Annotated in this window: 12 protein-coding genes and 2 pseudogenes; 6 read left to right on the top strand and 8 right to left on the bottom strand. The window is 30.4% G+C overall.

The features are described from left to right. Positions 1-29: 29 nt before the first annotated feature. From trpA to FBF06_RS01670, 6 genes are all read right to left on the bottom strand, one after another. Positions 30-779, bottom strand: coding sequence for a tryptophan synthase subunit alpha (gene trpA / locus FBF06_RS01695; RefSeq protein WP_052796122.1), 750 nt, complete (start codon positions 777-779; stop codon positions 30-32). 3 nt (positions 780-782) lie between these two features. Beyond that, positions 783-1,949 (bottom strand): tryptophan synthase subunit beta, encoded by a 1,167-nt coding sequence (gene trpB / locus FBF06_RS01690; protein ID WP_052796123.1) that lies wholly within the window; start codon positions 1,947-1,949, stop codon positions 783-785. After that, entirely contained in the window at positions 1,946-2,545 is a 600-nt protein-coding gene (locus tag FBF06_RS01685) for an N-(5'-phosphoribosyl)anthranilate isomerase (protein WP_002872431.1), read from the bottom strand. Before FBF06_RS01685 ends, trpB begins: the two co-directional genes overlap by 4 nt. After that, on the bottom strand, positions 2,532-4,133 hold the full coding sequence (gene trpD, locus FBF06_RS01680; RefSeq protein WP_002867764.1) for an anthranilate phosphoribosyltransferase: 1,602 nt from the start codon (positions 4,131-4,133) through the stop codon (positions 2,532-2,534). The genes FBF06_RS01685 and trpD overlap by 14 nt, the downstream gene beginning before the upstream one ends. Continuing rightward, complete coding sequence (locus FBF06_RS01675; protein WP_052796124.1) at positions 4,130-5,380, bottom strand: anthranilate synthase component I family protein; 1,251 nt, start codon at positions 5,378-5,380, stop codon at positions 4,130-4,132. The genes trpD and FBF06_RS01675 overlap by 4 nt, the downstream gene beginning before the upstream one ends. A gap of 201 nt (positions 5,381-5,581) precedes the next feature. Continuing rightward, on the bottom strand, positions 5,582-5,671 hold the full coding sequence (locus tag FBF06_RS01670; protein WP_042635777.1) for a hypothetical protein: 90 nt from the start codon (positions 5,669-5,671) through the stop codon (positions 5,582-5,584). A 121-nt stretch (positions 5,672-5,792) separates the two neighbouring features. Here FBF06_RS01670 and FBF06_RS01665 point away from each other — a divergent pair, with 121 nt between their 5' ends. The 6 genes from FBF06_RS01665 to FBF06_RS01640 all read left to right on the top strand — a co-directional run bounded on the left by FBF06_RS01665 (position 5,793) and on the right by FBF06_RS01640 (position 11,773). Then, a complete protein-coding gene (locus FBF06_RS01665) occupies positions 5,793-6,578 on the top strand; it encodes a TSUP family transporter (protein ID WP_002858695.1) in 786 nt (261 codons plus the stop codon). Between the two features lie 72 nt (positions 6,579-6,650). After that, positions 6,651-9,473: an excinuclease ABC subunit UvrA gene (uvrA, locus tag FBF06_RS01660; protein WP_070317314.1), complete on the top strand. Its 2,823-nt coding sequence runs from the start codon at positions 6,651-6,653 to the stop codon at positions 9,471-9,473. Between the two features lies 1 nt (position 9,474). Further along, complete coding sequence (locus FBF06_RS01655) at positions 9,475-10,026, top strand: hypothetical protein (protein ID WP_002860298.1); 552 nt, start codon at positions 9,475-9,477, stop codon at positions 10,024-10,026. A gap of 19 nt (positions 10,027-10,045) precedes the next feature. Beyond that, complete coding sequence (locus tag FBF06_RS01650; RefSeq protein WP_002894535.1) at positions 10,046-10,753, top strand: hypothetical protein; 708 nt, start codon at positions 10,046-10,048, stop codon at positions 10,751-10,753. Next, a complete protein-coding gene (locus FBF06_RS01645; protein WP_002860300.1) occupies positions 10,734-11,330 on the top strand; it encodes a hypothetical protein in 597 nt (198 codons plus the stop codon). Before FBF06_RS01650 ends, FBF06_RS01645 begins: the two co-directional genes overlap by 20 nt. Continuing rightward, positions 11,330-11,773, top strand: a complete 444-nt coding sequence (locus FBF06_RS01640; protein WP_002858712.1) for a YqaA family protein — start codon at positions 11,330-11,332, stop codon at positions 11,771-11,773. The genes FBF06_RS01645 and FBF06_RS01640 overlap by 1 nt, the downstream gene beginning before the upstream one ends. Here the strand turns inward: FBF06_RS01640 and FBF06_RS01635 are convergent. Together FBF06_RS01635 and FBF06_RS01630 are read right to left on the bottom strand one after the other, a co-directional pair. Further along, positions 11,729-12,735: pseudogene (locus FBF06_RS01635) on the bottom strand (nucleoside hydrolase). The gene FBF06_RS01640 and the pseudogene FBF06_RS01635 overlap by 45 nt on opposite strands. After that, a pseudogene (locus FBF06_RS01630) lies at positions 12,732-14,093 on the bottom strand (MFS transporter). Before FBF06_RS01630 ends, FBF06_RS01635 begins: the two co-directional pseudogenes overlap by 4 nt. Positions 14,094-14,166 lie beyond the last annotated feature (73 nt).

Here is a 14,166-nt window from a genome sequence, read left to right as displayed (position 1 = left end):
AATATAAAATAAAAATATGTTTTAAAATTTTATTTTTTGAAAATTTCTTCAATATCTTTCATTATTATATCCAAATTTCCTTGTTTAAAACACTTTACTATGCTAGTTCCCACAATCACTCCGTCAGCAACTTTTCTCATTCTTTTTACATCTTGATTATTTTGAATGCCAAAGCCTACAAAAATAGGCAAATTTGTAAAAGATCTGATTTCTTTTACTTTATCTTGTAAGATTGCTTCTTCGACACTTTTCGTACCTGTAATACCTATGCTTGCTAATAAATAAATAAAACCTTTAGCATGTTTTACTAACTTTTTAACCCTTTCTTTAGGGGTTGTAACACTTACAAGTGTAATTAAAGCTATATTATATCTTTCACACTCTTTAATTAAATCATCACTTTCTTCAAAACTCAATTCAGGCACAATCAAAGCACAAATCCCTAAAGATTTTGCTTTTTTCACAAATTTTTCCAAGCCATAAGAAAAAATTAAATTATAATAAACCATAAAAACCAAAGCTTTTTTAGTTTTTATCCTAGCTAAAAGCTCAAAAACACTATGAATATCCACGCCTTGATCAAGAGCTATTTTTGCCGCATCTGCAATAATCTCACCATCGGTAATAGGATCACTATAAGCAACACCAAGTTCTAAAATATCAATAGGGCTTTGATCCAATCTTTGCAAAAAAGCTTCACTTGTTTGAAGATTTGGATAACCTAAAACCGTATAAGCCACATTTGCATTTTCTTTATAAAATTTTCTAAAATCAACCATAAATCACCCTTTTTTATAATCTCTAATCATTTGCATATCTTTATCTCCCCTGCCTGAAAGATTTACTACTATCACGCTTTTCTTTTTTAAAGTTGGACAAAGTTTTTCTAAAAATGCCAAAGCATGCGAACTTTCAATCGCTGCAATAATACCTTCTTCTTTACAAAGTAATTTTAAAGCCTGCATACATTCTTCATCACTTATAGCATGATATTGCGCTCTTTTGCTTTCAAATAAAAAAGCATGCAAAGGACCAATTCCTGGATAATCAAGCCCTGCAGAAACACTATGTACAGGCAAGATATTGCCTAAATCATCTTGTAAAACCTTGGTTTTCATACCGTGAATAATGCCTGTTTTTCCCTTATTTAAAGTCGCTGCATGATAAGGCGTATCAATGCCAAGCCCCCCTGCTTCAATACCTATAAGTTTAACATTTTCATCTTTGATAAAATCATAAAAAATCCCAGCTGCATTGCTTCCACCCCCAACAGCTGCGATAATATAATCTACTTTTTTATTGAGTTTTTGAAGTTGCATTTTGCATTCTTTTCCTATAATACTTTGAAAATGCATTACCATTTTAGGATAAGGATAAGGACCTACCGCACTTCCAACCACATAAAAAATATTTTTAATATCTCCAACCCAAGCTTGAATAGCCGCAGTAGTAGCTTCTTTTAGAGTTTTAAGCCCACTTTGTACTGCATGAATTTTAGCACCCAAAAGCTCCATTTTATAAACATTTAAAGCCTGTCTTTGCACATCGGTTGCCCCCATATAAATTTCACATTCAAGTCCTAAAAGTGCTGCTGCAGTGGCTGTTGCAAGCCCGTGTTGACCTGCTCCTGTTTCTGCTATGATTTTTTTCTTTCCCATTTTTTTTGCTAAAAGGGCTTGAGCGATGGCATTATTGATTTTATGTGCTCCGGTATGATTTAAATCCTCGCGTTTTAAATAAATTTCATGCTGATATTTTTTGCTTAAATTTCTAGCAAAATAAAGTGGAGTAGGACGCCCTACATAAGTTTTTAAAAGCTCATTTAATTCTTTTTTAAAGAGTTTATCTTTAGAAAATTTCAAAAAAGCACCTTCTAGCTCATTTAAAGCAAACATTGCACTTTCAGGCAAAAACTGCCCACCAAAATCCCCATAATACGCTTTTTTCATTTTTTCAACTCCTTTAAAATTTGTTTTATTTTGTTGATATCTTTTAAGCCTTTTTCATCTTCAAGTTTTGAATTAAGATCTAAAATTTTAGCTCCCGTTTGTACAGCCTTATGAACATTATCCAAACCTATGCCTCCAGCTAATGCAAAATCTTTAGTATAAGAACCTAATAAAGTCCAATCAAAACTTATTCCATTACCGCCCTTTAAAATTCCCTTAGCATCAAAAAGTACTAAATTAGCAAAAATTTCACTTTTTAAATCTAAACTATTTTCCACACTAATCACCTGCCAAACAAAAACATTTTGCACCTTTAAAATTTCAAATTCTTCTTTGGTAATAGTGCGATAAATTTGTATCCCATCAAGCTTAGCTTCTTTAATACATCTTAAAATTTGTTCCAAATTTTCATCTACAAAAACACCGACAACTTTTTTATCTTTTTCATGAAAAATTGCACTTAAATTTCTTGCTTGTTCTAAACTCACTCTTCTTGGACTTTTAGCAAAAATAAGTCCAAAAAAATCAATATTTAAAAAAGCTAAATCTTTGGCATTTTTTTCATCTTTAATACCACAAATTTTAAGCTTTAGCATAAGCTTGATACTCCTTAAAATATTCTATAACCTTACCTGAATAAATGGCTTCTAAAATCATATCTTTAGCCACTAAAGGCGAACTTGCTTTATTGGCTGTATAAAGTGCAAACATAGCATTTAAAACTACCAAATCAAATTTTGCCCCTTGCATTCTACCGCTTAAAATATCTTTTAAATCTTTAGCGTTGTCATATGCACTAGATCCTATGATTTCACTATGAAAAGCTCTTTTAAAACCAAATTGTTCAGGACAGATAGAATACTCTAAAATTTCTCCTTCACAAAGCTCATAAATTTTACTTTCATCGCAAATACTAAGCTCATCCATACCATCATTTCCTCTTACCACTAAAGCTTTTTTGCGTCCTAAATTTTTTAAAACCTCTATCAAAAGCCTATGCACAGGTGCGTGATAATTTCCCATAAGTTGATATTTTAACTTTAAATTAGGGTGCAATAAAGGACCTAAAACATTAAAAACCGTTCTTACTCCAAGTCTTGATCTGACCTCTTTAAGTTCTCCTACCAAAGGATGAAAAAATGGAGCATGTAAAAAACTAAGCCCTTGATTATTTAGTTGTTTTAAAACTGATTCTAAAGTGTTTGGAGTAGTTATATTTAAAGCTTCTAACACATCTGTACTTCCGCTAGAACTTGAAATGGCACGATTTCCGTGTTTGGCTACTTTTACTCCTAAAGCTGCTAAAATAAAAGCACTAGTCGTAGAAACATTGATACTTTTAAAACCATCTCCACCTGTTCCACAAATATCAATCATCTCACTCTCATCACTAAAAGTTTGAGAATATCTTAAAATTTGTCTTACAAAAGCACTTAAAGATTTTTCGTTTAAAGACTTTTCAGTGATTAAAATCAACAAAGCCGCTACTTGTAAAATTTCATAATCTTTAGACATAATAATCTTACAAATTTGCTCAAAATCATCGCTTTGTAAAAAATGATTTTCACTCATTTTTTGCAAATAAAAACTTAAAGGATTTTCTTGTTTTTGTGGTTTTTTTATATCTTGTTTTAAAAAATTAGAAAAAAGTTGTAAGCCATATTCACTAAAATAGCTTTCAGGATGAAATTGCACACCATAATAAGGTAAATTTTTATGTCCCAAAGCCATAATCACACCCTTTTCATCAAGGGCTAAAATTTCAAGCTCATCACTAAGCTGTTTAACCTCTAAAGAATGATAACGCATTACACTAAAATTTGAAGGCAAATTAGAAAATAATTCATTTTCCCTGCACTGTTTTATCAAAGAATTTTTTGCATGCATAGGCTCTTGCATCTTAACCACTAAAGAATCAAAAGCTAAAGCTAAAGCTTGATGCCCTAAGCAAATGCCCAAAACAGGGATATTAAGCCTTGCTTTAAAAATTTCAAGACAAATCCCACTTTGACTTGGATGCTTTGGACCAGGACTTAAAATAATATGAGTAGGATTTAAATTTTTAATTTCACTCAGAGAAATTGCATCATTTCTTCTTACTAAAATTTCATCATTGCTGAGTTGCTCTAACATGCTTTTAACATTAAAAACAAAAGAATCATAATTATCAATTAAAAGTATCATTGATTTTCCTTTTTTAAATTTTCAAAAGCTACCAAAAGCGCCTTGCGTTTAGCACAAATTTCTGCATATTCTTTTTGACTCTCACTTTGCAAAACAATACCCGCCCCACTTGCCAAATAAGCCTTATCTTGAGTAAAAAAAGCGCAACGGATTAAAATCGCTAAAGTTATGTCTTCGTTAAAATTTAAAAATCCTACCGCACCACCATAAATTCCACGATCGCAATCTTCAAGCTCGCTAGTGATCTCTAAAGCTCTTATTTTAGGAGCTCCGCTTAAAGTTCCCGCTGGAAAAACTGCTTCAATCACATCAAAAATACTCGCATCTTCTTTCATATTGGCATACACTTCACTCACTATGTGCATTACAAATTTATTTTTAATAATAGAAAAAAGATTTTCCACTCTTGTTTGAGTGCCAAATTTAGAAGCATCATTTCTTGCTAAATCTACAAGCATCTTATGTTCACTAAGTTCTTTTTCATCACTTAAAAGATCTTTTTCTAAAGCTAAAAGATCACAGTTATTTTCCAAATTTCTAGTTCCAGCAATAGGGGCTAAATAAATCTCTCTTTTTTTAATTTTCAATAAAAACTCTGGAGAAGAACCCAAAACAACACCATATTTACTTGGAAAATAAAACATATAAGTGCTTGGATTTAAAGCACTTAAACTCTCATAATAATCAAAAGCATTTACTTGATGTTTGATACAAAGTTGCTTACTTAAGACCACTTGAAAAATATCTCCACTTAAAAGATATTCTTTGGCTTTTTCGCACATTTTTAAAAAATCATTTTTTTCATCTTCTAAAGAATTTAAAATTTCAAAATCATTTTTTTGTTTCTTTTTCATTGGTTCAATATCATCTTTTAAATATTCAAAATATTTTGAAGCACCAAATTTAAAAAACATCTTGCTATTTTTCTCATAAATCAAATAAGCCTTAGCATTGGCAAATAAAAATAAAGGAAAATCATAATTTTTCTTAGAAGAAAGTGGAATTTTTTCAAACAAAGATACAAAATTTGCACTAAAAACTCCAAAAAATCCAGCAAAGTCGCAAATTTTATTCTTGCTTAAAGCTTCATAATATTTTGCCTTAAACTCGCTAAAGGATAATTCATTAGCATCTAAATAATCACAATCAATCCCTATAATTACCTTAGTCAAATCCTCTGCAAAATAAGAATTTTCAAATTTTTCAAGGATTTGTCTATAATAAAAATTTACATTTTTAACAAACATAATAAACCTTTTTTAAAAAAAATAAATTAAAATAATATTAAAGAAAAAATTTAGATAAAAAGAAGTTTAGAAACGCCAAGAGCGAAGAGTGTGTGTAAGTTTTAAAATCAAAGAATTACTAAAAAAATCATTTTCACTCATCTTTTACCTTTCTTATAAAATATTTCAAAAATTAAGACTTTTATGAAAATTTTTAAAGTCTTAATTAATTTTAATCAATAAATATAAATTTTGCTTTAAATTTAAAATAAATATTATAAAATCTTTATATTTTATAATATTTTGAAACATTTTTACGATGCTTAAAGTTACCAAAAAATATTCTATTGTTATAAAAAACTAAGATAATACTTAGCTTAATAAGATAAAATTATTCCGTATTTGAAATATTTAATATTTTTTAGGAAAAGCTATGGAAATCACAGATTTACCTTATCTAATCATAGGAATCATTTCAGGTATTGCTTCTGGACTTTTTGGCATTGGTGGAGGTATGATTATCGTTCCTTCTATGTTCGCACTTGGAGCAAGTGCTCACCATGCTATCGGAATTTCAGTATTGCAAATGATTTTTGCAGCAGTTTTTGGCTCTTATATTAATTATAAGAAAAAAAATCTAAATCTTAAAGATGGTATTATGATAGGTTTTGGAGGGCTCATAGGGGCAAGCTTTAGCGGAATGCTTTTAAAAGCTTTAAGTGATGTAGCTCTTACTAGCGTATTTTTGGCGGTAAGTTGTATATTTTTTATCAAATATGCTTTTGGAATTAAAGAAAACATTGTGCAAAATCAAAGAAGCGTTTGGGTAAAGAATGTCATTTTATTTATTGCTGGAGCTTTTACTGGTATTTTTGCTATTTCTTTGGGAATTGGTGGCGGACTTTTAATTGCTCCGATTTTAGCTTATTTTTTAGGCTATGATAGTAAAAAAGTTGTTTCCTTATCCTTGTTTTTTGTTATTTTTGCTTCAGTCTCTGGTATTATATCTTTTTCAAATTCTGGAGTTATAGACTCTGAAGTTATTCATAAAGGAATACTAGTAGGTATAGCTTCTATGGTTGGAGTTTTTATAGGAATTAAAATCATAGAAAAAATGCATATTTCAGCTCATAGAAAAATTTTACTTTGCGTATATGCCTTATCAATACTTGGAACCACCCACTCTTTGCTTAATAAGCTAAATTTTATAAATTTTTAACTTGGATTTATCCAAGTTCTTTTAATATTATTATGCTAAAATCTTAAATTTATTTAATGTTTAGGAAAGACTATGAACGATACCATAAAAATCATTGGCGCAAGAGAAAATAACCTAAAAAATATCCACCTTGAAATTCCCAAAAACAAACTCATTGTTTTTACAGGACTGAGCGGAAGTGGAAAATCAACCCTTGCTTTTGGAACTCTTTATGCTGAAGGACAACGCCGTTATATAGAAAGTTTAAGTGCTTACGCCAGACAATTTTTAGATAAGGTAGGCAAACCTGATGTCGATAAAATCGAAGGTTTAACTCCAGCCATTGCCATAGATCAAAAAACTACTTCTAAAAATCCACGCTCTACTGTAGGAACCATCACTGAAATTTATGATTATCTAAGACTTTTATACGCAAGAGTTGGCATTCAACATTGTCATCAATGTGGACAAAAAATTTCATCTATGAGTGTAAGTGATATAGTCAGTGAAATTTTAAAATTTCCAAAAGGTGCAAAAATCATCATCTACGCCCCACTCATACGAGAAAAAAAAGGAACTTATGCAGATTTGCTTGAAAATTTACGCAACAAAGGCTATGTAAGAGCTCAAATTGATGGAGTTTTGGTAAGACTTGATGAAGAAATTGAACTAGCCAAAACCAAAAAACACACCATTAAACTTGTCATAGATAGACTTGAAATTCAAGAAGATTTACTTTCTCGTCTTGCAAGCGATATAGAAAAAGGTTTACAGGAAAGCTTTGGAGAAATAGAAATAGAAGTTTTAAATCATGAGGAAATAAACCTTAATAAACACTATCATTTTAGCGAGCATTCAGCTTGTTTTGATTGTAAAATTTCCTTTGTTCCACTTGAACCTTTAAGCTTTTCTTTTAATTCTCCAAAAGGAGCATGTGAAGCTTGCGATGGACTTGGAATTCGTTATACTTTAGATATGAAAAAAATCATCGATGAAAATTTAAGTCTCGAAAACGGTGCTGTTAAAATCATGTATGGTTTTAATAAAAGTTATTATTATAAATTCCTAATCGCCTTTTGCGAACAAAATGAAATTCCTATCAAAATACCTTTTATGCAATTAAACGAAGAACAAAAACGTCTTGTATTATATGGTAATGCCAAAACTATAGAATTTCTTTGGAAAAGAAATCGCCTAAAACGCACTTTTGAAGGCGTGGTTAAAATGGCTTATGAAATGCTAAAAGATGAAAAAGATTTAGCTGAATATATGAGTGAAAAAATTTGTAAAGACTGCGGTGGGCATCGTTTAAAACCCGAAAGTTTAGCCGTGAAAGCAGCCAAAAAAAGCTTGGGTGAAATTTTAGATATGAGCATAGAAGATAGTACGGCCTTTTTTGCAGATGAGAAAAATTTTTCTTATTTAAGCGAGCAACAAAAACTTATTTCTAAACCTATCCTAAAAGAAATCAACGAAAGATTGTTTTTCTTGTATGATGTGGGGCTAGGTTATCTTTCTTTAGGGCGCGATGCAAGAACGATTAGTGGGGGTGAAGCACAAAGAATCCGCATAGCTTCACAAATTGGCAGTGGTTTAAGCGGAGTGATGTATGTCTTAGATGAGCCTAGCATAGGACTTCATGAAAGAGATACTGCAAAACTGATTAAAACTTTAAGAAATTTACAACAAAAGGGCAATACCCTAATTGTCGTAGAGCATGATAAAATGACCATAGAAGAAGCAGATTTTATTGTAGATATTGGTCCAAAAGCAGGAAAATTTGGGGGTGAGGTTGTATTTAGTGGAACTTATAAAGAACTTTTAAAAAGCAAAAGCGAAACTGCACTTTATATGAATGGTAAAAAACAAATTTCACAACTTCAAAACAGAACACAGAAAGAATGGCTTGAGCTTAAAAATGTAAATATTAACAATATCCAAGATTTAAGCGTAAAATTTCCTTTGCAAAATTTAGTCGCTATAACAGGAGTTTCAGGTTCTGGAAAAAGTTCTTTGATACTTCAAACCCTACTTCCTTTTGCACAAGAGGAATTAAACCGCGCTAAAAAAGTTAAAAAACTTGGTGGGGTGCAAATAGAAGGACTTGAAAAACTTGATAAAGTCATTTATCTTGATCAAAGCCCAATTGGACGCACACCACGATCAAATCCTGCCACCTATACAGGCGCTATGGATGAAATCAGAAATCTTTTTGCCGCCACTAAAGAAGCTAAAATGCGTGGTTATAAAGCGGGACGCTTTTCTTTTAATGTCAAGGGTGGAAGATGTGAGAAATGTAGCGGAGATGGAGAAATCAAAATAGAAATGCATTTTTTACCTGATGTTATGGTAGTTTGTGATACTTGCGGGGGCAAACGCTACAATGATGCCACGCTAGAAATTAAATATAAAGGCAAAAATATCAGTGAAATTTTAAATATGAGTGTTTTAGAAGCGAGTGAATTTTTTACAGCTGTTCCCAAAATCAAACAAAAATTAGATACTCTAGTAAAAGTGGGTTTAGATTATCTAACTCTAGGACAAAATGCCACCACCTTAAGTGGAGGTGAAGCACAAAGAATCAAACTTGCTAAAGAACTAAGCCGTAGCGATACAGGAAAAACGCTTTATATACTTGATGAACCTACAACAGGACTGCATTTTGAAGATGTCAATAAACTCATCTTAGTTTTACAACATTTGGTTGATCTTAAAAATTCTGTTTTTGTGATAGAACATAATTTAGATGTGATTAAAAATGCTGATTATATCATCGATATGGGGCCTGAAGGCGGAGTTAAAGGTGGAAAAGTTATAAGCACAGGAAGCGTGGAAAAAGTCGCTAAAGAGCATAAGAAAACAAAATCCTATACAGGATATTATTTAGATCTAGAGCTTAAAAACGCAAGGAGTTGAAATGACACACGAACAAAAAATTGCATTTTTTAAGATTAAAAGATTAAGTGTTTATATATTTTTCTGTGCTTTATATAATTTTTATTACTTTTTTTCTTATGAAGGGGTGACGAGTTCATATGAAGTTGGGAACGAAATTCTTTATATTGGCGGTATATTTTTATGCTTCTTTTCTTGTATTTACATAGTTCTTGCTTTTATTTTTATGGTGGTCAGAATTCATTTTTTATTTTCTTCTAATAAGATTTTAATTTATTTTTTGCTTGCCATTATAAACCTTGGTGCATCTTTTTTTCTTTTGGAAAATAAAATTTTATTTTTAGGGCTTTTAGCTTTATTTTTCGTTTTTTATTTTTTATTTTCACTTACCCTTGCTTTGCTTTTTAAAGAAGTGAAAATGTCTTTTTTATTTGCATTTTTGTGCATGCTTTTGGCATTTTTATCTTTTATATTTATCTATAAATTAAGCCTTTTATTTCTTTTCCTTACTTTGCATTTTTTGAGTTTTGCTTATGCCTTTGAAAGGTATAAAATTTTAAAAAAGCTAGATTGAAATATTTTAAAGAAGAAAAGTGTCAAATTTAAACTTTCATCAAATGTTTGAAATTCGAAGACAAAATGATTTTAAAAGCGTTAAAAAGTTTGCTTGGATAGTTTTTATAAGTTTTTTACTTTCAATTTGTTTTTATTTTTTACCTATCGTTCTTGATTTTATCTATGATTTAAAATTGTATAATTTTGATTCTATCGCTAACATTTTAACTATAATTTTTTGTGTGATTTTTTTAATTTCTTATTCAATTATGATTTTAAAACTTTATTTTACAAGTAAAAGTAAAGTTTTGTTGATAAGTTTTTTTATAGCTGCAAGCACTCAATTTATCGCTTTGTTTAACTTAATTCTTATTATGAGTGCTTATCCTCTCAGTCAGACGCGTATTGCTCTATATAGCTTTTCTTTTTTATGTCTTATAGTAGCCATTTTTTGTACTTTTATATTTTTTAAAACACTAAGAGCTTTATGTGAAAATCAAATTTATTTTCTCTTATGTTTTATTTTTAAAAGTATGATTTTGATAATTGTTTTTATATTTATGCTTTTTTTAATTCATAGCAAGCCTTCACTTGCTTTAGCCATAACTTTGTTTATGTTTTTTTTCTTTACAGGCTTATTGTTTGTCATTTATTACGCCCTATTTGCTTTCGCACTTAGTAAAAACCAAAATATCAAATTTATCCCAAATTTAAAGCTTTTATCCAATGAAAAAGAAAATATTTAACTATAGTATTTTATTTGTTATCTTTTTAAGCCTAAGTCAAATCACCTTAGTTTTTGTTTTTAATCACTATTTAACCATTGATTATAGCCTTTATGAATTACCACCGCAAAACCTTCAAATGCTAAATTTAGCCGATCAAAAGCTTTATCATCTAAGAGAAAATTTGCGTTTTTTAAATTCTATTTTAACTTTTTTACTGCTAATTTTATTTTGTTTTATACATTTATTTTATTTTTTTATTTTTAGAAAAGAAAAATTGATATTTCCTTTGGCTTTTTGTTTTATTTATATAATGTTTGTTTGTTGTATTGATATGTATTTTCATCTAGAAAACGCTAACTTATGGCAATTTTTCATTTATTTAGCTTTTATTCTTTCTTTTATTTATATATTTCTTTTAGATAAATTTTTTCAAAGCCATCTTTTCAAAATTTATTTTATTTTTATCATTGTAGGTGCTATTTTTTTAAGATTAGATCTTGGAATTTTAAATTTGTATTTTGAAATTATCAAATCTTTTTTATTTCCTATCCATCTTTTTATTTTGTTTATTTTAATGCGTAAAAAAGAGTTTTAATGTTTGATTTTTTATATAATGATATTAGCTATTTAGGGCTTTTCATGGTGTGTTTTCTTTCAAGCACACTATTACCCTTAGCAAGTGAAGCCTTTGTTTTAGGCTTTATAAAACTTGATTTTAATCCGAATTTGGTACTTATCGTAGCCACTTTGGGTAATACCTTAGGAAGTTTAAGTACTTATGCTTTAGCGTATTTTGGAAAAGAAAAAATTTTAGAAAAATACTTTAGCAAATCCTTGAAAAAATTAGAAAATTTCAATGCTAATTTTGCTAAATTTGGAAGTATATTTGCTTTTTTTACTTTTTTACCTTTAGTGGGAGATCTTTTTGCCTTGGGACTTGGTTTTGCGAAATATTCTTTTTTAAAAACTATATTTTTTATCTTACTTGGAAAATTAAGTCGTTATACTTTCATAATTTTCATAGCAAACTCCTTTTAAAAACCTCTCTTTTATAAGTTTTAAAAGCTTTGCATTGTCTACATTTTTTAGAATTTTAACACAATTTTTAGTGCTTAAATCCACCCCCATACTCATTTTTGGTTCTTTAAAACAACGCCAACTCATACCTCTTGCCAAAGAACTATCGCAAATAACATCAGCATAACACTCATCAAAATCTGCAATACTAGAATCTAATGCGTAAGCTATCGTTAAAGCATCATGTATCCAAGTTCCCTTTGTACCACGTGTTTTAGAGGCATAATCAATCCAAACACCTAAAGTTTCAACGATAAAATCACATAAAATATTCTTACCTTGCAACTCTTTTAAATCCTCGTGTGTTAATAAAGTCTGCATGGTTGCATTATAAGGTATGAGTGTAATTTTAGCTCTTGAATTTAGCACTATACTAGCCGCCTCAGGATCAAAACCAAAATTTGTATCTTTAGTGTAATAAGGCATATCAAAACTGCCGCCCATAATAAAAAGCTCTTTAAGATTTATATCAAAATCTTTAAAAATTTTCATAGTCATAGCGATATTTGTCAAAGGTCCTATCGCACAAATAGAAATTTCTTTAGGATTTTTACTCACCAACTCACCCATTTTAAAATCGCATCAGGATTTATATTTTCTAAAATTTCAGGACTTTTTATATTTTCCCAAAGATATTCAAGTTTAAAATTTTTAACACTTTCATCAAGTCTTTGACGCCAAGCTTTACTTGGTTCTTTTAGAGCTTCATTCGCTCCCAAATAAACGGGGATATTTAAATTTAAACGTTTAAATAAATCCTTAGCCACACTATAGGCAACAAGGCTTGGAACATTACCGCAAACTGTGCTTAGCATTTCAAGTTTGATTTCTTTAGATGACAAAATCAAAGCAAGTGCTAAACCATCATCAGTATTTGCTCCTGCAATAGCATTGCCTATGTCCGTGTCTAAGATAAGTCTCATATCGCATCTTCTATTTTATTTAAATCTCTACCTCTAGTTTCTGGCGCAAAAAATGTAGTCACAAAACCTATACCTGCAGTTAATACAAAATATGTCGCGATAGGCCACCAAGCGCCATAATATGCAAGCAAAGCAGAAGCCACCATAGGCGCTGTTCCTCCTGAAAGAATAGAACCTAGCTCCTTAGCAAAAGCCATTTTTGTATAACGGTTTTTTACCCCAAAAAAGCTCCACACCCCAAGCCGCTTGCACACCAAAAATCCCTAAAGATGCTAAAGACATACCTACAATAATAGTTAAAATCACAATAATTTCATTTTTACTATCTAAAAGCATAAAAGCAGGAAAAGCATAAATCATTAAAAGCAAACAAAACATTCTATAAGTAATACATCTTCCAAATTTATCACTTAAATAACCCGCCAAAGGAATAACTAAAAACCCTACCAATGAAGCTATCATTACCGCTGTAGTAACTACTGATTTGTCTAAAAGTAAAATTTTAGTCACATAACCTAAATAAAACCTTGCGCAAGATAAGAAGGTCCGTTTTCGCCTATTCTTAAGCCAACCATAGTCCAAAAAGCACGACTTCTTTGCCAAAAACTTCTTTCATCTTTTTTCATATGCTTTTCGTTATTAAGACGCAATTTCATCATTTCATTTTTTTGCTTTTCAAAAACAGGGGTTTCTTTGACATGAAAACGAATATATACAGCAAAAAGAGCGATTAAGATACTTCCCATAAAAGGAACTCTCCAGCCCCATTCTTTAAAACTTGCTTCATCTATTTGTACCATCAAAAGCCATACAAAAGACGCAAGCAAAGTTCCACTATTTGACCCTAAAGCAATCACAGAGGAAACAAGCCCTCTTCTCTTGCTAGGAGCATATTCTCCAAGCATAACTGTTCCACCTGAAAGTTCAGCTCCTGCGCCAAAACCCTGCATAAAACGCAATGCAACCAAACAAATAGGCGCCCAAACACCAATTACTGCATAACTTGGGATAAAACCTATTAGAGTAGTTGAAATTCCCATTAAAGCTATTGTAGCCATCATAACATTTTTTCTTCCGTGTTTATCACCTAAATGACCAAAAAACAAAGCCCCAATAGGTCTTGCAATAAAACCTATACCATAAGTTACAAAACTAAGCAAAAGTGCAATTACTGGAGTTTGCTCAGGAAAAAACACTTCTGAAAAAATTGTTGCAGCTGCTAAACCATAAAGTGCAAAATCTGCATATTCCATAGCAGTTCCCAACCAGCAAGAAAAAACTGCCTTTTTAAAAACTTTTCTACCTTCAGGTGTGTTAAAATTCTTATCTGCAATTCCATCAATTTGCTGATTTGTCATTGCATTTTCCTTACATTATTCATATAAAATTTTACTCTACTCTATAATTATGACTAAAAATTGGAGTATTTTC

It is taken from the genome of Campylobacter sp. CFSAN093227 (assembly GCF_012897855.1).
GTDB classification, from domain to species: domain Bacteria; phylum Campylobacterota; class Campylobacteria; order Campylobacterales; family Campylobacteraceae; genus Campylobacter_D; species Campylobacter_D jejuni.
Note: the sequence above shows the minus strand (reverse complement) of the source record. Positions and strands in the feature narration are given on the sequence as shown.